This is a genomic window from Intrasporangium flavum, from assembly GCF_001956915.1.
GTDB lineage: Bacteria > Actinomycetota > Actinomycetes > Actinomycetales > Dermatophilaceae > Monashia > Monashia flava.
Genome location: NZ_MLJO01000003.1, coordinates 307,275 through 325,274 on the forward strand (window position 1 = coordinate 307,275; position 18,000 = coordinate 325,274).

Annotated in this window: 20 protein-coding genes and 2 tRNA genes; 6 read left to right on the forward strand and 16 right to left on the reverse strand. The window is 72.7% G+C overall.

What is annotated here, in order from left to right:
• Positions 1 to 15: 15 nt before the first annotated feature.
• Entirely contained in the window at positions 16 to 2,439 is a 2,424-nt protein-coding gene (gene ppsA, locus BIV28_RS03055) for a phosphoenolpyruvate synthase (RefSeq protein ID WP_076259156.1), read from the reverse strand.
• A gap of 76 nt (positions 2,440 to 2,515) precedes the next feature.
• Positions 2,516 to 3,373: a pyruvate, water dikinase regulatory protein gene (locus BIV28_RS03060; RefSeq protein WP_242652740.1), complete on the reverse strand. Its 858-nt coding sequence runs from the start codon at positions 3,371 to 3,373 to the stop codon at positions 2,516 to 2,518.
• A gap of 245 nt (positions 3,374 to 3,618) precedes the next feature.
• Here BIV28_RS03060 and BIV28_RS03065 point away from each other — a divergent pair.
• The 3 genes from BIV28_RS03065 (at position 3,619) to BIV28_RS03075 (ending at position 5,311) form a co-directional block, all read left to right on the forward strand.
• Positions 3,619 to 3,691: transfer RNA gene (locus BIV28_RS03065), tRNA-Lys, on the forward strand.
• Between the two features lie 112 nt (positions 3,692 to 3,803).
• Complete coding sequence (locus BIV28_RS03070) at positions 3,804 to 4,307, forward strand: hypothetical protein (protein ID WP_076259158.1); 504 nt, start codon at positions 3,804 to 3,806, stop codon at positions 4,305 to 4,307.
• Between the two features lie 98 nt (positions 4,308 to 4,405).
• Entirely contained in the window at positions 4,406 to 5,311 is a 906-nt protein-coding gene (locus BIV28_RS03075; protein ID WP_207555724.1) for a hypothetical protein, read from the forward strand.
• Positions 5,312 to 5,333: 22 nt separating this feature from the next.
• On the opposite strand, the gene BIV28_RS03080 is transcribed toward BIV28_RS03075, so the two are convergent.
• The 4 genes from BIV28_RS03080 to BIV28_RS03095 form a co-directional block, all read right to left on the reverse strand.
• The gene (locus tag BIV28_RS03080) at positions 5,334 to 5,627 is read right to left on the reverse strand and encodes a GroES family chaperonin (protein WP_083707007.1); all 294 of its coding nucleotides are present in this window, start codon (positions 5,625 to 5,627) and stop codon (positions 5,334 to 5,336) included.
• Between the two features lie 65 nt (positions 5,628 to 5,692).
• The gene (locus BIV28_RS03085; protein ID WP_076259162.1) at positions 5,693 to 5,947 is read right to left on the reverse strand and encodes a DUF3618 domain-containing protein; all 255 of its coding nucleotides are present in this window, start codon (positions 5,945 to 5,947) and stop codon (positions 5,693 to 5,695) included.
• Between the two features lie 30 nt (positions 5,948 to 5,977).
• Positions 5,978 to 6,451 (reverse strand): thioredoxin-dependent thiol peroxidase, encoded by a 474-nt coding sequence (bcp, locus tag BIV28_RS03090; protein ID WP_076259164.1) that lies wholly within the window; start codon positions 6,449 to 6,451, stop codon positions 5,978 to 5,980.
• Positions 6,452 to 6,534: 83 nt separating this feature from the next.
• Positions 6,535 to 6,614, reverse strand: a tRNA-Leu gene (locus BIV28_RS03095).
• A 40-nt stretch (positions 6,615 to 6,654) separates the two neighbouring features.
• On the opposite strand from BIV28_RS03095, the gene BIV28_RS03100 reads away from it, so the two are divergent.
• Positions 6,655 to 7,059: a RidA family protein gene (locus BIV28_RS03100; RefSeq protein WP_076259166.1), complete on the forward strand. Its 405-nt coding sequence runs from the start codon at positions 6,655 to 6,657 to the stop codon at positions 7,057 to 7,059.
• Here the strand turns inward: BIV28_RS03100 and BIV28_RS03105 are convergent.
• The 7 genes from BIV28_RS03105 to clpS form a co-directional block, all read right to left on the reverse strand.
• Entirely contained in the window at positions 7,040 to 8,617 is a 1,578-nt protein-coding gene (locus BIV28_RS03105; protein WP_076259168.1) for a molybdopterin-dependent oxidoreductase, read from the reverse strand. The genes BIV28_RS03100 and BIV28_RS03105 overlap by 20 nt on opposite strands.
• Positions 8,614 to 9,234: an RdgB/HAM1 family non-canonical purine NTP pyrophosphatase gene (gene rdgB, locus BIV28_RS03110; protein ID WP_076259170.1), complete on the reverse strand. Its 621-nt coding sequence runs from the start codon at positions 9,232 to 9,234 to the stop codon at positions 8,614 to 8,616. The genes BIV28_RS03105 and rdgB overlap by 4 nt, the downstream gene beginning before the upstream one ends.
• Positions 9,231 to 9,971: a ribonuclease PH gene (gene rph, locus BIV28_RS03115; protein ID WP_076259172.1), complete on the reverse strand. Its 741-nt coding sequence runs from the start codon at positions 9,969 to 9,971 to the stop codon at positions 9,231 to 9,233. The genes rdgB and rph overlap by 4 nt, the downstream gene beginning before the upstream one ends.
• A gap of 93 nt (positions 9,972 to 10,064) precedes the next feature.
• Positions 10,065 to 10,934, reverse strand: a complete 870-nt coding sequence (locus BIV28_RS03120) for an aldo/keto reductase (protein ID WP_076259459.1) — start codon at positions 10,932 to 10,934, stop codon at positions 10,065 to 10,067.
• Positions 10,935 to 11,040: 106 nt separating this feature from the next.
• Positions 11,041 to 11,808 (reverse strand): MBL fold metallo-hydrolase, encoded by a 768-nt coding sequence (locus tag BIV28_RS03125; protein WP_076259173.1) that lies wholly within the window; start codon positions 11,806 to 11,808, stop codon positions 11,041 to 11,043.
• A 74-nt stretch (positions 11,809 to 11,882) separates the two neighbouring features.
• Entirely contained in the window at positions 11,883 to 12,641 is a 759-nt protein-coding gene (locus BIV28_RS03130) for a DUF2017 domain-containing protein (protein ID WP_076259175.1), read from the reverse strand.
• Complete coding sequence (gene clpS / locus BIV28_RS03135) at positions 12,641 to 12,943, reverse strand: ATP-dependent Clp protease adapter ClpS (RefSeq protein ID WP_076259177.1); 303 nt, start codon at positions 12,941 to 12,943, stop codon at positions 12,641 to 12,643. Before clpS ends, BIV28_RS03130 begins: the two co-directional genes overlap by 1 nt.
• 155 nt (positions 12,944 to 13,098) lie before the next feature.
• On the opposite strand from clpS, the gene BIV28_RS03140 reads away from it, so the two are divergent.
• Together BIV28_RS03140 and BIV28_RS03145 are read left to right on the forward strand one after the other, a co-directional pair.
• Positions 13,099 to 14,349, forward strand: a complete 1,251-nt coding sequence (locus tag BIV28_RS03140) for a nicotinate phosphoribosyltransferase (RefSeq protein WP_242652753.1) — start codon at positions 13,099 to 13,101, stop codon at positions 14,347 to 14,349.
• Positions 14,350 to 14,352: 3 nt separating this feature from the next.
• Positions 14,353 to 14,976: an isochorismatase family protein gene (locus tag BIV28_RS03145; protein ID WP_076259180.1), complete on the forward strand. Its 624-nt coding sequence runs from the start codon at positions 14,353 to 14,355 to the stop codon at positions 14,974 to 14,976.
• A gap of 32 nt (positions 14,977 to 15,008) precedes the next feature.
• Here the strand turns inward: BIV28_RS03145 and BIV28_RS03150 are convergent, their stop codons facing one another.
• The 3 genes from BIV28_RS03150 to BIV28_RS03160 form a co-directional block, all read right to left on the reverse strand.
• The gene (locus BIV28_RS03150; RefSeq protein WP_076259182.1) at positions 15,009 to 15,824 is read right to left on the reverse strand and encodes a DUF6299 family protein; all 816 of its coding nucleotides are present in this window, start codon (positions 15,822 to 15,824) and stop codon (positions 15,009 to 15,011) included.
• 181 nt (positions 15,825 to 16,005) lie between these two features.
• Positions 16,006 to 16,665 (reverse strand): IclR family transcriptional regulator, encoded by a 660-nt coding sequence (locus BIV28_RS03155; RefSeq protein WP_076259184.1) that lies wholly within the window; start codon positions 16,663 to 16,665, stop codon positions 16,006 to 16,008.
• Positions 16,666 to 16,681: 16 nt separating this feature from the next.
• A complete protein-coding gene (locus BIV28_RS03160; protein ID WP_076259185.1) occupies positions 16,682 to 17,953 on the reverse strand; it encodes a homogentisate 1,2-dioxygenase in 1,272 nt (423 codons plus the stop codon).
• Between the last annotated feature and the right edge of the window lie 47 nt (positions 17,954 to 18,000).

Sequence of the window (18,000 nt, forward strand, 5' to 3'; positions counted from 1 at the left end):
CGACGCGTCGGGGCTCTAGGCCTGGGAGCCGGCCGTCTCCTTGCGGTGCTGCGCGAGGCGCAGCCACGTCTCGACGACCGTGTCGGGGTTGAGCGACATCGACTCGATGCCCTGGTCGAGGAGCCACTCGGCGAGGTCCGGGTGGTCGCTCGGGCCCTGCCCGCAGATGCCGACGTACTTGCCGCGGTCGCGGCACGCCGTGATCGCCATGGCAAGCATCTTCTTGACCGCGGGGTCGCGCTCGTCGAACGAGCCGGCGACGAGGGAGGAGTCGCGGTCCAGGCCCAGGGTCAGCTGGGTCATGTCGTTGGAGCCGATCGAGAAGCCGTCGAAGTGGTCGAGGAACTCGTCGGCGTTGACGGCGTTGCTCGGCACCTCGCACATCATGACGACCTGCAGGTCGTTCTCGCCGCGGACGAGGCCGTGCGAGGCGAGCAGGTCGATGACGCCCTTGCCCTCGGCGACGGTGCGCACGAACGGGATCATGACCTTGACGTTGGTCAGGCCCATCTCGTCGCGGACGTACTTGAGCGCCTCGCACTCCATCGCGAAGCACTCGGCGAAGTCGGCCGACACGTACCGGGCCGCGCCGCGGTAGCCGATCATCGGGTTCTCCTCGTGCGGCTCGTAGCGCTCACCGCCGACCAGGCCCGCGTACTCGTTGCTCTTGAAGTCGGACATGCGCACGATGACCGGCTCGGGGGCGAAGGCCGCCGCGATCGTCGCGACGCCCTCGGCGACCCGCTGCACGAAGAACTCCCGCGGGCCGGGGTAGGCCGCGATGTGCTCCTCGATCTCGGCCTTGAGCGCCGGCTCCTGGTCGTCGAGCTCGAGCAGGGCGCGCGGGTGGATGCCGATCTGCCGGTTGATGATGAACTCGAGGCGGGCCAGGCCGACGCCGTGGTTGGGCAGCCGGGCGAACTCGAAGGCCTGCTCGGGCGTGCCGACGTTCATCATCAGCTTGACCGGCAGGTCGGGCATGTCGTCGAGCGCCGTCTCGGTGACGGTGAACTCGCGCAGCCCGTCGTAGACGAAGCCGGTGTCGCCCTCGGCGCAGGACACCGTGACCTCGCGGCCATCGGCGAGGGCCTTGGTGGCCGAGCCGGTGCCGACGACGGCGGGGATGCCGAGCTCGCGGGCGATGATCGCGGCGTGGCACGTGCGACCGCCACGGTTGGTGACGATGGCGCTGGCGCGCTTCATGATCGGCTCCCAGTCGGGGTCGGTCATGTCGGCCACGAGCACCTCGCCGGGCTCGAAGTCGTGCATCGCCTCGATGGAGTCGAGAACGCGCACGCGTCCGGCGCCGACCTTCTGGCCGATGGCACGGCCCTCCACGACGACCGGGCCGCGCTCGTCCATCCGGAACCGGCGCAGCGTCGAGCCGGAGTCGCGCGACTTCACCGTCTCCGGGCGCGCCTGCAGGATGTAGAGCCGCCCGTCGACGCCGTCGCGGCCCCACTCGATGTCCATCGGCCGGCCGTAGTGCTCCTCGATGCGCAGCGCGTGCTGGGCGAGCTCGGTGACCTCCTCGTCGGTGATCGACAGCAGGTGCCGCTGGTCCTCGGGCACCGGCACGAACTCCGTCGTGCGCCCGACGCTGGCGTCCGAGGTGTAGACCATCTTCGTCGCCTTGCCGCCGACGCCGCGCTTGAGGATCGCCGGCCGCCCGGCGCGTAGGGCGGGCTTGTAGACGTAGAACTCGTCGGGGTTGACGGCGCCCTGCACGACGGCCTCGCCGAGCCCGTAGCTGCTCGTGACGAAGACGGCGTCGCGAAAGCCGGACTCGGTGTCCATCGTGAACATGACGCCGGAGGCGCCGACGTCGGAGCGGACCATCCGCTGCACGCCGGCCGACAGGGCCACGACCGAGTGGTCGAAGTCGCTGTGCACCCGGTAGGCGATGGCGCGGTCGTTGTAGAGCGAGGCGAACACGAGCTTGATCGCGTGCAGGACGTTGTCGATGCCGCGGACGTTGAGGAAGGTCTCCTGCTGGCCGGCGAACGACGCGTCGGGCAGGTCCTCGGCCGTGGCGCTCGAGCGCACCGCGAAGCTCGGCTCCTCGCCGCCCTCGCCGGCCGCACCCTCGGACCCCGCCTGCTCGTCGACGAGCCGCTCGAAGTGCTCGCGGATGTCGCGCTCGAGGTCCTCGGGGAAGGCCTGCTCCTCGACCATGCCGCGGATGCTCGCGCCGACCTCGGCGAGCCGGCGCGTGTCGTCGACGTCGAGGTCGGACAGCAGCGCGTTGATCCGGTCGGCGAGGTCGTCCTCGGCGAGGAAGCGGCGGTAGGCGTCGGCCGTCGTGGCGAAGCCGTCGGGCACCGACACCCCCGCCTTGGCCAGGTGCTGGACCATCTCGCCCAGCGAGGCGTTCTTGCCGCCCACCTTCTCGACGTCGTCCAGTCCGAGGTCGGCGAACCTCACCACGTTCTCGGTCACTGCAAGTCCTTCCGGTTCCGGCCCGCGGTGGCGGGCCTCGTTGTCGTGCACGGGTCTTCGCTGTGGTGTCTGTGGGTCAGCTGCCGTCGCCGAGGCGACGCGCCTGCATGATGACGGCGGAGATCTCCTCGACCGACATGTTCGAGGAGTTGACGACCGGCACGCGGTGGGCCTTGTACATCGCCTGCGCGCGACGCAGCTCGTAGCTGCACTGGGCGAGGCTCGCGTAGGTCGAGCCGGGGCGGCGCTCGCCGCGGACCTGGCTCAGGCGCGCTGCGGTGGACAGCAGCCCGAAGCACTTGGCGGCGTAGGGGCGCACGGGTCGCGGCAGCTCGCTCGAGCCGAAGTCCTCCTCGACGAGCGGGTAGTTGGCGACCTTGATGCCGTGCTGGAGCGCGAGGTAGATCGACGTCGGCGTCTTGCCGCACCGCGACGGCGCGATGAGGATGAGGTCGGCCTGCTCGAGGTTGCGCATGCTCTGGCCGTCGTCGTGCTCCATGGCGAACTCGACGGCCCTCATGCGGGCCTCGTAGCGCCCGACGTCGCCGACGCCGTGCAGCGCCCCCACGTGGTGGGCGGCGTTGACGTGCAGCACCCGCTCGACGGTCGCCAGGTGTGAGCCGAAGAGGTCGATGAAGGCGCACCGCGTCTGCTGCAGCGTGGCGCAGACCTCCTCGTCGGAGACGGTCGAGAAGACGAGCGGGGTGACCGTGTCGGTCATCGCGGCGTCGAGCTCGGCGACGACCTCGCGGGCCCGCTCGACCGTGCGGATGAACGGGATCTTGCGACGCACGAACCCGACCGTCGGGAACTGCTGCAGCATCATGTTGCCGAGCGTCTCGGCGGAGATGCCGGTACCGCCGGCGAGGAAGAAGGCCGGCGTGGGTGCGAGGGTCGGCCCGGGAGCGTGCACGGGCGTCGACGGTGAGGCCACGGGGCCACTGTGGCACAGCCCGATCGCGCGACCGTCACCGAAGAGCCGATGCGGACGTCCCGCACCCCCGACGCAGCACGGGAGCCTCGGGCGACGTGACGCACCTCACCGCTCCGACGCCCCCCTCGGGTCCCGGCCCGGCCGCGGCCCGACGACCACGGCCCCGGGCCCGCGGAAGGCCCCGGCGCCTGCCACAGGGCCGATTTTGTCGGGCGAGCCTCTCACTGCTAACGTTTCCCCTCGTTGCGCCGCTAGCTCAATTGGCAGAGCAAGTGACTCTTAATCACTGGGTTCGGGGTTCGAGTCCCTGGCGGCGCACTCTCGTGAGAACGACGCGAAGGCCCCGGAGACACCGTCTCCGGGGCCTTCGCCGTGCTGTCTCGCCCTAGGCTGGCGCCACGGGCATCGACCTTCGAGCGAGGAGCACGCGGTGGACGACGACTTCGGCGGTCCCGAGTCCCACTCGGGAGATGCGCACCGTCGGCGCGCGTCCCACCTCTACGGGCTCGTGATCACCGGCGCCGTGCTCGCCACCGCCCCGGACGACGTCCCGATCCGCCGTGTGGTCCTCCTGCTGCTCGGCACCCTGGCCATCTACTGGGTGGCCGAGACGTTCGTCCACTGGACGGCGACCCGCACGGTGCTGCACCGCGACCTGACGCGCCACGAGCGCCGGTCCGTCGTCCTCGACGGGTGGCCGCTCGTGGCGTCCTCGGCCGTGCCGCTGGCGCTGCTGTTCGTCGAGGCCGTGTTCCGCATCGAGACCGGGACCGCCGTCAACATCGCCCTGGCCGCCACCGTGGTGCTGCTCGTGGTGGTGGGGCACCAGATGGGTCGGTCCGGGGGTCTGCGCGGCGGCCGCCTGCTGGGGGCCTCGTTGTTCGTCGGGCTCCTCGGCGTCGCGATGATCCTGCTCAAGACCCTGCTGCACTGACAGGAGTCGGCACCTTCGCGGCATTCCGGGCGCGTTCGTGTATCACCCGGACGCCCCCGGACCTCCGAGGCAACGATGGAGGTGGAGGAGGCAGGACCATGGGCAGGAGCGACCACGACCCGGATGTGTCCGACGAGCTCGGGTTCGACGGGTTCGACGGGTTCGACGGGTTCGACGGGTTCGACGGGTTCGACAAGGACCTCGACCGCGGGGACCAGGGCGAGCAGGTCACCGAGCCCGACCTGCCGTGGTCCGACGAGGGCGGCCCGGGCGACGACGGCGGTGAGGGCGGTGAGGGCGGGGGTGGCACCGACCGCGGCCCGGTCGTCGTCCGTGGCCCCCGGGCCAGTGTCGGCAAGGCCCGCGCCTTCACGACCTACCTACCGACGGGGATGTGCTGCAACTTCGTGTGGAACTGCATCGCGGCGCCGCACTCGTTCGGCCTGGCCGACGCCAACGCCGCGTGGAACCGCTCGACGCAGCGACGCAGCGGCACCGCCGCCCCGGCGGGTGCACCGGTGTACTGGGCCGGCGGCAAGCACGGCCACATCGCCCTCTCCGTGGGTGGCGGCCGCGTCCGGTCCACCGACTGGCCGCGCAAGGGCAGGGTCGGCGAGGTCGACATCGACGAGATGACCCGGGTCTGGCGACTCACCTACCGCGGCTGGTCCACCGACTTCGCCGGCGCGGCCATCCCCGGCCTCGGCCTCGGCCTCGCGAGCACGGTGCTCGACGACGAGGCGATCCGGCCCGGAAAGCGCAACGCGGCCGTCCGCGCCTTCAACGCCGCGCTCTGGGACTCGATGCCGCAGAGCTACCGGGCCTCGCACCGCAAGGCGTGGATGAGCGAGGCGGCCGACCTCTACGGGCCGGTGTCGCAGCAGGTCTGCTACGACCGCTACGCCCTGCTCAACGCCTCGGACCCCAAGCGGTGGCCGCTGCCGACCAAGCCGGTCTGGCCCGGGCCGGGCCTGCTGCGCTGGCTGAAGCTCCGACCCGACTGAGCCCTGCTCGGCGGGGGGCGCCTCAGAGGTAGAGGCCGGTCTGTCCGTCCTCGACGCGCTGGGCGGCCACGGCGTGGATGTCGCGCTCGCGCAGGAGCACGTAGTCCTGCCCGTGCAGCTCGACCTCGGCGCGCTCCTCGGGGTCGAACAGGACGCGGTCGCCGAGCTGCACCTGGCGCACGCTCGCGCCGGTGGCCACGACACTGGCCCACGCCAGGCGGCGGCCGACCGACGCGGTGGCGGGGATGAGGATGCCGCCGCCGGAGCGCCGCTCCCCCTCGGACTCGAGGGAGACGAGGACGCGGTCGTGCAGCATCCGGATCGGCAGCTTCTCGGCGGCGGACGCCGCGGACCTCTTCGCCACGTGAGCGACCAGTGGGCTCAGTGCCGCCGGCGTCGCAGCAGGCCGACCACGACCACCGCCACGACGACGGCGGCCGCGACGGCGGCGACGCGCTCGACACGCAGCTCCCCGTCGGGGGTGTGGGTGGCCTCGTCGAGCCGCAGCTTGAGGCCCTGCAGGCCCCGCTGCGCGATGACCTGCGGCTGGGCCCGGTAGGCGAGCTCGTTGACGGTGCCCTCCAGGCGGGCTCGGGTGGCCTGGATGTCCTGCTCGATCCGTGCGGTGTCGGTCATGCCCTGGTCCTTTCCCGTTCCGGGCCGACTCTAGTCGGCGAGGCCGAGGTCGCGACGCAGCTTGGCGACGTGCCCGGTGGCCTTGACGTTGTAGAGGGCGTGGCTGATCGTGCCGTCGGCATCGACGACGAAGGTCGAGCGCAGGACGCCATCGACGGTCTTGCCGTAGAGCTTCTTCTCGCCGTAGGCGCCGTAGGCGCGGTGCACCGAGAGGTCCTCGTCGGACAGCAGCGGGATCGTCAGGTGGTCGCGCTCGCGGAACTTCGCGAGCTTGGCCGGGGCGTCCTTGGAGATGCCGACGACCTCGTAGCCGTCCTTGCGCAGCGACTCGATGGACTCGCTGAAGTCGCAGGCCTGCTTGGTGCAGCCGGGGGTCATCGCGGCCGGGTAGAAGTAGACGATGACCTTGCGCCCGGCGAAGTCGTCGAGGCCGACCGCGGCCCCGGTGTCGTCGGGCAGGCTGAACGCGGGGGCCTTCTCGCCCGGCTCGAGGCGGTCGCTCACGGTGTCTCCTTTGTCGGGGCGGTGGTGCGGCTCATCGTGCGGCTCATGCGGCTCGGCGTGCGGCACAGGGTGCGGCACGGTCGTGCGGACGGCGGGACTTGAACCCGCACGCCGAAGCACAGGAACCTAAATCCTGCGTGTCTGCCAGTTCCACCACGTCCGCTCGTGATCCGCGGCCCAGCCTAGTTGCCTAGGCTCGGACCATGCGCGAGGAGGTCGTCAGACGGGTCGGCAGCGGTACCGTCTGGGAGGCGTCGGTCGGGTACTCGCGCGCGGTGCGCGTCGGTGACCTCGTCCACGTGGCCGGCACGACCGCGGTCCGCGACGGGGTCGTGGTGGGCGTCGGCGACGCGTACGAGCAGACGCGCGTCGCGCTGCAGATCGTCGGCGAGGCACTCGAGGCCTGCGGGGCCTCGTTCGACGACGTCGTGCGAACTCGCCTGTACGTCACCGACATCGGGCGCTGGGAGGAGGTCGGGCGGGCCCACGGCGAGGTCTTCGCCGACGTCCGGCCGGCCGCGACGATGGTCCAGGTGTCGGCCCTCATCGACCCCGACCTCCTCGTGGAGGTCGAGGCCGAGGCGGTCGTCACTCGACCCGGACGTTGACCACGTGGATGCCGGTGGAGCCGTCGGGAGCCGGCGGCGCCTCGTACGGTGACTGCACGGCTCCGGTGTCGTCGTAGGCGCGCACCCGGATGTCGTGGCTGCCCGGCGTCGCGTCCCACTCGTAGACCCACTGGCGCCACGCGTCGATGCTCGCGTCGGCGGCGAGCCGGGCCTCGGTCCAGGGCTGCTGGTCGACCTGCACCTCGACCTTGGAGATCCCGGTGTGCTGGTGCCAGGCGACGCCGGCGACCGCGACGGTGCCGGCCTTGACCACCGCGCCGGCCTGCGGGACGTCGATGCGCGAGGCCGTCTTGATCGGCCCCATGGGCGACCACCCGCGGGGCGTCCAGTACCCCATGTCCTGGGCATAGGTCGTCACCTTGAGCTCGGTGACCCACTTCGTCGCCGACACGTAGCCGTAGAGCCCCGGCACGACGACGCGCACGGGGAAGCCGTGCTCGAAGGGCAACGGCTCACCGTTCATCCGCGTCGCGAGCAGCGCGTTGCGGTCGTCGGTGAGCGCGGTGAGCGGGGTGGAGACGGTGAAGCCGTCGACGCTCGTCTGCAGCACCATGTCGGCGCCGGGCTTGGGGTCGGCCATCTTGAGCAGCTCGCGGACCGGCCAGCCGGTCCACAGGGCGTTGCCGACGAGGTTGCCGCCGACCTCGTTGGACACGCACGTCAGCGTGATGAGCGCCTCCTGCATCGGCTTGGACTGCAAGGTCTTCCAGTCGATCTCGACCTCGCGCTCGACCATGCCGGTGACCTTGAGCGACCAGTCGTCGGTGTTGACGCGTGGCACGACGATGGCGGTGTCGATGCGGTAGAAGTCCTCGTTGGGGACGATGAACGGCGTCAGGCCGGGGATCTTGAGGTCGGCGCCCGACGGCACGGGGACCGCCGCGGCCCCGGCCGGTGCCGACGCCACGGCCTCGCGCGAGGCGGTGGCCGCCGAGGAGCTGCCGCCGAGGACACCGCCGACCCACGCCGCAGCCGCGCCGATCGCGCCACCGAGGACCCAGCGCCGCGACGGTCCGGACCTCGCCCCCGACGACCCCGCCGACCCCGACGCGCGGGACGCGACGGACCGGCGCAGGAACCACAGCCCGACGAGGGTGCCGAGCACCGTCGGGACGGCGTCGAGCGGGCCGGCGCCCGGCCGCGAGAGGACCGCGCCGACGCCCACGGCGCCGAGCACCGCGAAGGCGACGAGCGCGGCCGTGAGGTTCCGGTGGGCCAGCACGCCGAGCGCGGCGCACGCGAGGGCGAGCACGACGACGACCCCGACGAGGAGGGCGCGCTTGTCGTTCGTCCCGAACGTCGACACCGCGAAGTCCTTGAGCCACGGCGGGGTCCGGTCGATGAACGCCCCGCTCACGGCGGCGACCGGACCGGGCTGCCCGGTGCTCGTGCCGACGCCGGTGAGCAGCGCCGCGAGCAGGGTGCCGATGCCGACGGTGAGCAGCCCGGCCACCAACCCGTCCACCGCGCCCACCCACGCCGGAGTGCGCGTCGTCGGGCTGCCGGGGACGGTGGGGGCCGGGCTGGTCGTCGTCATGGCCTCAGGAGCTCCTTCAGGTGCGGCACGAGCGCCCGGAAGGCGAGCGCGCGGTGCGACACGTCGTTCTTCTCGTCGGCGTCGTACTCCGCCAGTGTGCGTTCGGAACCGGCCGGCTGGCCGGATGGGACGAAGATCGGGTCGTAACCGAAACCGTTGGTGCCGCGCGCCTCGCGGGCCACGGTGCCCGGGAAGTGCCCGAGCTCGGCGGTGGAGCGCCCGTCGGGCAGCACGAGGGCCGCCGCGCAGACGAAGGCGCCGCTGCGGTGCTCGTCGCGGACGTCCCCGAGCTGGGCCAGGAGCAGCTCGAGGTTGGCGAGGTCTCCCCCGCCGCCGGACCAGCGCGCGCTGAAGATGCCCGGCGAGCCGCCGAGCACGTCGACGGCCAGGCCGGAGTCGTCGGCGAGGGCCGGCAGGCCGGTGACGTCGGCCGCGGACGCGGCCTTGAGGATGGCGTTCTGCTCGAAGGTGACGCCGTCCTCGACGACGTCGGGGGCGTGGGGGAACTCGTCGAGACCGACGATGTCGAGCCCGAGCTCGGAGCAGACGTCCGCGAGGATCTCCCGCAGCTCCTCGACCTTGTGGTGGTTGCGGGTGGCGAGGACGACCTTCGTCACCGGCCCACCTCCTCGGCGAGCGCCGCACGCTGGCGCTCGGTGAGGGCGGCGCACCCCTTGGCCGCCAGCTCGAGCAGGCCGTCGAGGAGGGCGCGGTCGAACGGCTCACCCTCGGCGGTGCCCTGGACCTCGACGTAGCGGCCGTCGCCGGTCATGACGACGTTCATGTCGGTCTCGGCCGTGGAGTCCTCGGGGTAGTCGAGGTCGAGGACGGGCTGCCCGCCGACGATGCCGACCGAGACGGCGGCGACCGAGCCGGTCAGCGGCTGCGCGTTCCTGCCGATGAGGCCCTTGGACCGGGCGTCCTCGATGGCGTCGGTGAGCGCGACGAACGCGCCGGTGATGGCGGCGGTGCGGGTGCCGCCGTCGGCCTGGAGCACGTCGCAGTCCAGGACGATGGTGTTCTCGCCGAGCGCCTTGGTGTCGATGACGGCGCGCAGGCTCCGGCCGATGAGGCGGCTGATCTCGTGGGTGCGACCGCCGATGCGGCCCTTGACGCTCTCGCGGTCCGAGCGGGTGTTCGTGGCCCGCGGCAGCATCGCGTACTCGGCCGTCACCCAGCCGGTGCCCTTGCCCTTGAGCCAGCGCGGCACGCCCTCGGTGAACGAGGCGGCGCAGAGGACGCGAGTGCGTCCGAACTCGACGAGGACGCTGCCCTCTGCGTGGTCGAGCCAGTTGCGGGTGATCCGCACCTCGCGCGTCTGGTCGGGGGCACGGCCGTCATGTCGGTCTGTCATGCTCCCGAGGCTAGTCATGGACCAACGGTAGGTCCGAACCGTCCCCCGACCCGGAGGCCGGGGGACGACGTTCGCAGACCGTAAGACGCCCCGTCAGCCGCGGGTGGCGGCCTCGAGCGCGGCGAGCTCGTCGGCGGTCAGCGCGAGGTCGGCGGCGCGGACCGAGTCGGTGATGCTCTCGGGGCGGGAGGCACCCGGGATCGGCACGACGACCGGCGACAGGGCCAGCTCCCAGGCGAGAGCCACCTGCTGCGGGCTGACGCCGTGGGCGTCGGCCACCTGCTGGAAGGCGTCGTGCTCGCTGCCGAGGTCCCCGGCCCTGCTGATCCCGCCGAGCGGGCTCCACGGCAGGAAGGCGAGGCCGAGCTCGTCGCACAGCTCGAGCTCGGGGCGGCTGCTGCCGAAGGCCGGCGAGAACTGGTTCTGCACCGACACGAGCCGGCCGCCGAGCACCTGCTGAGCCTCGCGGATCTGGTCCGGGTTCGCGTTCGAGATGCCGGCCATCGCGATGACGCCCTCGTCGAGCAGGTCGGCGAGCGCGCCGACCGACTCGGCGTAGGGCACGGAGGGGTCGGGCCGGTGGAACTGGTAGAGCCCGACGGCGTCGCCGCCGAGCCGCTTGAGCGAGGCCCTGGCGGCCTCCTTGAGGTGCTCGGGACGCCCGTCGAGGGTCCACGACCCGTCGCCGGGGCGCAGGTGGCCGCCCTTGGTCGCGACGAGCACCTCGCTCGCGTCGCCCGACCACGAGCCGAGGGCCTTGGCGATGAGCGACTCGTTGTGGCCGACCTCGTCGGCGTCGCGGTGGTAGGCGTCGGCGGTGTCGACGAACGTGACGCCGGCATCGAGCGCCGCGTGGATGGTGCGGACGGACCGGTCCTCGTCGGGCCGTCCCTCGATGGACATCGGCATGCCGCCGAGCCCGATCGCGCTGACGGTGCGGTCTCCGATGGTGCGCTGCTGCAACATCTCTCCTCGGTCGCGGGTGGCGCCGCGCCCGGTCGGCGCGGCACGAGGTGACGTACCCACCACCCGGGGGCCGGGGCACGGCCGCGTTCGCGGGTCGGACGCCTCAGACCGGGTACGTGGCGTCGGGCGCGGCGAGCTCGACCTCGCCGGGCCACACCTCGGCGGCCTGCGCCCGGCACACCTCGGGGTCGTTCCAGGCCGGGATGTGGGTCAGCATGAGCCGGCCGACGCCGCCGGCGGCGACCGCGGCCTCGGCGGCGCGCCGGCCGGACAGGTGGATGCCCGGGACCGTGTCGCGCCCGTCGACGAACGCCGAGTCGGCCAGGACGAGGTCGGCGCCCCGCATGAGGTCGGGCAGCTGGGGGCAGGAGTCGGTGTCGCCGGTGTAGACGAGCGTGCGCCCGCCCGCCTCGACCCGGAACCCGAAGGCCTCGACCGGGTGCTCGACCCGCATCGGCGTGATGGTGAAGGGACCGACGGCGAAGCACTCGCGGTCGCGCAGGTCGTGGAAGTCGAACGCCGCGAGGAGCGCCTGGGACTCGCCGCTGCCGTAGGCGCGGGCGAGGTGGACGCCGGTGCCGGGAGGGCCCCACGTCGGCAGCGGCCCGCGGCCGGTGCCGCCCGGCACGTAGCGCGTCATGACGTAGAGCCCGCACATGTCGATGCAGTGGTCGACGTGCAGGTGCGACAGGACGACGGCGTCGACCTCGTACGGCACGACGTGGCGCTGGAGCGCGCCGAGCGCCCCGTTGCCGAGGTCGAGCACGACGCTCCACGTGCGGCCCTCGTGCTCGGCCCGCACGAGGTAGGACGACGCGGGCGAGTCGGGGCCGGCGAAGGACCCCGAGCATCCGACGATCGTCACGTCCACGGCCCGAGCCTAGGTGCCGGGACCGACGCGGGCGCGCCCACGCGTCCCCGGTGTGTCGGACGCCACGCGCCGGGTCAGCGGTCCGGGCCCTCCTCCGGGTCCTCGTCCGTGCCCTCGTCCAGGCGCTCGTCGATGCCCTCGTCGATGCCCTCGTCGATGCCCTCGTCCAGGCGCTCGCCCATCAGGGCCTGGGTCAGCGTCTCCTGCAGCCAGGTGAGGAAGTCGTACCAGGCCATCGCGTACCCGAGCGGGTCGTCACCGTCGAGCGACTCGAGCGCCTCGTAGAGCGCGTCGGCGTCCTGCTCGGTGCGCATCCCCATCCGCTCGCCGAGCAGCAGGCGCACGTCGGTGAGGGCGACGAGGAAGGGCGGCGCCTCGTCGGGGGCCAGCTCGACCCGGTCGTCCTCGGCGGCCTCGATGCGGCGCAGCGCGAGGTCGAGGTTGCCGCTCTTGCGCTGGCGCAGGCCCTCCTCGGTGAGCCGGCGGAACTCGGCCGCGACGGCGTCGTCACCGCGGTGCGCGGTGGGCAGCAGTCGGTCGAGCGCCGGGTCGCGCCCCTCGTCCTCGTCGGTCGCCGAGCCGGTCGCCGAGCCGGTCGCCGAGCCGGTCGCCGAGCCGGTCGTCGTGCCCGTCGCCGTGTCGACGCCCTCGTCGGATGCGCCGAGCGACACGCCCATCGACGCGACGAGGTCGTCGAACGCGTCACCGGTGGGCTCGACCTCGGGCGACAGCAGGATCCGCGTCTGCTCCATGAGGCCGCGCAGCACGGTGCGCTCGAGCTCGTCGAGGAGCGCGACGTAGCGGTCGTCCTCGCGCAGGAAGGCGCGTGCCATCACTCGTCCTTCTCGAAGGTGGCCCAGAGGCCGTAGCCCTGCAGCGCCTCGGCGTCGCGTTCCATCGACTCGCGAGGGCCGTTGGCCACGACGGCGCGACCCTTGACGTGCACGTCCATCATGAGCTTCTCGGCCTTGGCGCGCGGGTAGCCGTAGTAGGTCTCGAAGACCCACGTCACGTACGTCATGAGGTTGACCGGGTCGTTCCAGACGATCGTCACCCACGGCACGTCGGGCGCGACGACCTCCTCCACGGAGGTGGTCTCCTCCTCGACCGGGGCGAGGGACAGGCTCGGCGTCACGGGACCACCCTAGGTCCACGGCCGAGGCCTCCGTCGCGGGCCGGTCCGGCGCGAGGCCCGGTCGGCGCGACGGGCCCGCATAGGGTGGGCGCGTGAGCCCGACGAGCCCTCGCGCCGCAAGCACGGCGCTGCTGACCGACCACTACGAGCTGACGATGCTCCAGGCGGCGCTCGCCTCGGGCGAGGCGCACCGGCGCTGCGTCTTCGAGGCCTTCGCACGGCGGCTGCCCGAGGGACGGCGCTACGGGGTCGTGAGCGGCACCGGTCGCTTCCTCGAGGCCCTCGAGCGGTTCCGCTTCGGCGACGAGGAGCTGGCCTTCCTCGAGGGCGCCGGCGTCGTCGACCGGCCCACGCTCGACTGGCTCGCCGGCTACCGGTTCTCCGGCGACGTCACCGGCTACGCCGAGGGCGAGTGCTACTTCCCCGGCTCCCCCGTCCTCGTCGTCGAGTCGACCTTCGCCGAGGGGGTCCTGCTCGAGACCCTCGTGCTCTCGATCCTCAACCACGACACGGCGATCGCGTCCGCGGCCTCGCGGATGACCGCCGCCGCCGGCGACCGCCCCTGCATCGAGATGGGCTCGCGCCGCACCCACGAGGAGGCCGCGGTCGCCGCCGCGCGCGCGGCCTACGTGGCCGGGTTCGGCACGACGAGCAACCTCGAGGCGGGCCGACGCTTCGGCGTGCCCACCGCGGGCACGGCCGCGCACGCCTTCACCCTCCTCTACGACTCGGAGAAGGAGGCGTTCACCGCCCAGGTCGACTCCCTCGGCAGGGGCACGACGCTCCTCGTCGACACCTACGACGTACGCACCGCGGTCGACCTCGCCCTCCAGGTGGCCGGGCCCGAGCTCGGCGCCGTGCGCCTCGACTCCGGCGACCTGCTCATCCAGGCCCAGGAGGTGCGGGCCCAGCTCGACGCCGCCGGTAACCACCACACCCGGATCATCGTGACGAGCGACCTCGACGAGTTCGCCATCGCCGCCCTCGCCGCGGCCCCGGTCAGCGGCTACGGCGTCGGCACGGCCCTCGTCACCGGCTCGGGCGCCCCGACGGCCTCGATGGTCTACAAGCTCGTCCAGCGCGAGGACGCCTCGGGAGCGATGGCGCCGGTGGCCAAGAAGAGCAAGGACAAGACGTCGGTCGGCGGTCGCAAGTGGGCGATGCGGCGCCGCAACGGATCCGGCGTCGCGCAGGCGGAGGTCGTCGGCATCGGCGAGCGGCCCCACGACGACGGCGACGACCGCCCCCTGATGGTCAAGCTCGTGCGCGGCGGCGAGGTCGTCGACCACCAGGACATCCACGAGGCGCGGGCCCGTCACGAGGCCTCCCGCGCCGAGCTGCCGCGGGCCGCCGCGCAGCTCAGCAGGGGCGAGCCCGTCATCCCCACGATCTACGAGGAGCACTGAGCCATGGGCGGATCCGCGAACCACGACGCCGACGCGAGCCACCGCGCTCTCGTCATCGTCGACGTGCAGAACGACTTCTGCGAGGGCGGCTCGCTCGCCGTCGCCGGCGGTGCGGCGGTGGCCGGTGCCGTCAGCGAGCACGTCGGTGCCCACGCCGGTGACTACGCCCACGTCGTCGCCACCGCCGACTGGCACATCGACCCGGGCCCGCACTTCAGCGACGAGCCCGACTACGTGGACTCCTGGCCCGTGCACTGCGTCGCCGACTCGGACGGGTCGCAGTTCCACCCGGGCCTGGCCGGCGCCCTCGGCCACGTCGAGGCGGTCTTCCGCAAGGGTCGCCACGAGGCCGCCTACAGCGGCTTCGAGGGCGTCAGCGACGACGCCGAGCGCACCGACCTCGCGTCGTGGCTGCGCGAGCGCGGCGTCACGACCGTCGACGTCGTCGGCATCGCCACCGACCACTGCGTCCGCGCCACGGCCCTCGACGCGCAGGGCGCAGGCTTCGACACCACGGTCCTGCTCGGCCTCACCGCCGGCGTGGCCCGACCGACGACCGACGCCGCCCTCGAGCAGCTCGAGGCCGCGGGCGTCCACCTCGTCGGCACCCCGACCGTCGGGGGCTGACCCCACGGTCGGGGTGCCGCACCGGCCTCAGCTCACTTGCCGTTGCGCGAGACCTGCACCCGCTGCTCGACGAACGCGGACGCGCAGTCGAGCAGGCCGCACGCGAACGCGACCGTGACGTTGGCGGCCTTGCCCCCGGCGAAGAGGCCGTTCTGGCTGGTGACGACCGCCTCCCACGGGTGCACGGCCCCGTCGCACTCGAGCGGGTTGACGAAGAACTCGCCGGTGACCTTGACCCGCCCGACCTGCTGGACGAGCTGTCCCTGGACGACGCTCGCGTAGCCGTCGGCGTTGAGGCAGGAGTAGGTGCCCGTGAGCCTGGCGCTGCCGTCCTTGTAGGCCGTCGCACGCGGGTCGACCGTCACCATCGCCTCGGGCGCCGGGCCGGGGTCGGAGAACGACGCGACGAGGTTGCCGCCGACGACGCCCGGCGTGTCCGAGAACGCCATGACGTAGTACGTCGTGCCGGCCGCGCCACGAGCGGCTCCGGCACCCGGCGCGCACGCGAGCAGCTCGCCGCCGGCGGTCGGGTCACCCGCCACGATGGCCACGCCGGCGCTGAAGCCCGACCCGGACACGTCGACGAGGAGTCCGTTGCCGGTGGTGTCGGTGTAGGTGAACCACACGCTGCCGTTCGTGGCGGGGGCACCGCACAGCTGGTTGAGGCCCGCGTCGACGGCGTCCGTCGTGGCGGTGCTCGTGTCCTGGGTGATGGTCGTGGGCAGCGCCGTGACGGCGGTGGCACCCGCGACGGTGTCGTTCGTGGGCGCCGCTGACGCGGTCGTGGCACCGAGCGGTGCCAGAAGCGCTGCTGCTGCGAGTGCGACGAGAAGACGTGGTGCTCTCATGGACTGTCCCCTATCCCTGTTGGGCGTCCGTCGTCGGACGCCTGCACCCACTAGACCGGCGCGGGAAGGCGGAGGTTGCGACGTCGTCGGATCTCCTGACGAAGTCTTTACCTTGGCGTCCGATTTGCCCGACCTCGTTGAGCTGTGGGGCGATCCGCGGCCGGGGGACCGGGCGCCGCGGCTACCGGAGGACGGCGCGCAACGCCTTGGCCGCACGCTCGAGCCGTGGCCCGACCGTGCGGACGTCGAGCGGCTCGAGGGCGACGACGCCGACCGAGGCCTCGACGGCGTCGGGGTCGCGGGTCAGTACCGGCACCGCGAGGCCGTGCGCCCCGGTCTGCAGCTCGCCGTCGGTGGCGACGACGTCACGTCGCCCCTCGCGGCCGGCCAGGATCGCGCGCCCGGCCGCTCCCTGGTCGAGGGGGTGCCGCGCGCCCGAGCGGTAGGCGACGTGGAAGTCGGTCCACGTCGGCTCGACGACGACGAGGGCCAGGGCCTCGTCCCCGTCGGCGATGGTGAGGTGGGCCGTCGCGCCGACGGCGTCGGCGAGCTCGCGGAGCACCGGACGCGCCTCGGTGCGCACGATCGGCGTCACGGCCGCGCCGAGGCGGCTCAGCCCCAGGGCGATCCGGACCCGGCCGTCGGCGACCCGCGACACGAGGCGGTGGGCCTCGAGGGTCGCGACGAGCCGGTACACGACCGGGCGCCCGACGCCCAGCTCACCCGCGAGCTGGGTGATCGTCAGGCCGCCGGCGCGCCCGGGCAGGGCGAGCACCTCGAGCACGCGGATGCCGCGGTCGAGGGTCTGGGAGGACTCGCTGCGTCCCGTGCTGTCGGCCACGACGTGCCCGTCCTCCTCATCCCTCGGAGTGCGCGCCGCCGGGCGCCGGGCGACCGAGGCCCTTGGACCACGACATCGCGTAGAGCCCGTCGTCGACGGCCAGGCCGCCCTCACCGAGCTCGAGCGGGCGGAAGGTGTCGACCATGACGGCGAGCTCGTCGAAGCGCTCGACACCGAGCGAGCCCTCGGTCGCGCCGGGCTGGGGGCCGTGGGCGTGGCCGCCGGGGTGCACCGAGATCGAGCCCTTGCCGATGCCCGAGCCCTTGCGCGCCTCGTAGTCGCCGTCGACGTAGAACATGATCTCGTCGCTGTCGACGTTCGAGTGGTAGTACGGCACCGGCACGGCGAGCGGGTGGTAGTCGACCTTGCGCGGCACGAAGTTGCAGATGACGAAGTTCGCGCCCTCGAAGACCTGGTGGACCGGCGGCGGCTGGTGGATCCTGCCGGTGATCGGCTCGAAGTCGCGCACGTTGAAGACGTACGGGTAGAGGCAGCCGTCCCAGCCGACGACGTCGAGCGGGTGGAACGGCAGGGTGTGCACGGTGCCGACGACGCCGCCGGGACCGTTGCCCCGGTGCTTGATGTAGACCTCGGTCTGCTCGTCCGGGTCGGCGCCGACGTGCTCGGCGAGGAGGGGACCGTCGGGCTGGCGCAGGTCGCGCTCGCAGTAGGGCGCGTGCTCGAGCAGCTGCCCGTACCTGGACAGGTAGCGCTTCGGCGGCGCGATGTGGCTGTTGGCCTCGATGCAGTACGCGCGCAGCGGCTCGTCGGCGTCGGCGACCGGCAGCCAGCGGTGGGTCGTGGCGCGCGGGATGACGACGTAGTCGCCCTCGGCGACGTCGAAGGCTCCGAAGACGGTCTCGACGCGCGCCGCACCCCGCTCGATGTAGACGCACTCGTCGCCGATGCCGTTGCGGTACCACGGGCTCGGTTGTGCGGCAACGGCGTAGGAGATGCGCACGTCACCGTTGCCGAGCACGAGGCGGCGCCCGGTGACGACGTCGGCCGCTGCCACGGCGTCGGCGTCGAAGAGGTCGTGCAGCCTGAGGTGGCGCGGCGTCAGGGGGTGGTTCGGTGTCGTCGACTGGTCGGGCAGGTCCCACACCGCGGCACCGACGGTCGTGGACGGGATGTTGCGGTGGTAGAGCAGCGAGGAGTCGGAGGAGAAGCCCTCCTCCCCCATCAGCTCCTCGTAGTACAGCTCGCCCGGCTGCCCGTCGGCGCCCGGGCGCCGGTGCTGGGTGTGCCGCTTCGGGGGGATGTCACCGACGGCGTGGTAGTGCGCCATGGACGGATGGCCTCTCTGTCGTCCTCAGGTCGACGCGTCCGCTCAGC

Excerpts from the sequence above, each read along its gene's own strand:
- BIV28_RS03075 (WP_207555724.1), top strand. The coding sequence starts at position 4,406 with ATGGGCAGGAGCGACCACGACCCGGATGTGTCCGACGAGCTCGGGTTC.
- BIV28_RS03080 (WP_083707007.1), bottom strand. The coding sequence starts at position 5,627 with ATGCTGCACGACCGCGTCCTCGTCTCCCTCGAGTCCGAGGGGGAGCGG.
- BIV28_RS03085 (WP_076259162.1), bottom strand. The coding sequence starts at position 5,947 with ATGACCGACACCGCACGGATCGAGCAGGACATCCAGGCCACCCGAGCC.
- BIV28_RS03100 (WP_076259166.1), top strand. The coding sequence starts at position 6,655 with ATGCGCGAGGAGGTCGTCAGACGGGTCGGCAGCGGTACCGTCTGGGAG.
- BIV28_RS03105 (WP_076259168.1), bottom strand. The coding sequence starts at position 8,617 with ATGACGACGACCAGCCCGGCCCCCACCGTCCCCGGCAGCCCGACGACG.
- rph (WP_076259172.1), bottom strand. The coding sequence starts at position 9,971 with ATGACAGACCGACATGACGGCCGTGCCCCCGACCAGACGCGCGAGGTG.
- BIV28_RS03130 (WP_076259175.1), bottom strand. The coding sequence starts at position 12,641 with ATGGCACGCGCCTTCCTGCGCGAGGACGACCGCTACGTCGCGCTCCTC.
- BIV28_RS03140 (WP_242652753.1), top strand. The coding sequence starts at position 13,099 with ATGCTCCAGGCGGCGCTCGCCTCGGGCGAGGCGCACCGGCGCTGCGTC.
- BIV28_RS03145 (WP_076259180.1), top strand. The coding sequence starts at position 14,353 with ATGGGCGGATCCGCGAACCACGACGCCGACGCGAGCCACCGCGCTCTC.
- BIV28_RS03150 (WP_076259182.1), bottom strand. The coding sequence starts at position 15,824 with ATGAGAGCACCACGTCTTCTCGTCGCACTCGCAGCAGCAGCGCTTCTG.
- BIV28_RS03160 (WP_076259185.1), bottom strand. The coding sequence starts at position 17,953 with ATGGCGCACTACCACGCCGTCGGTGACATCCCCCCGAAGCGGCACACC.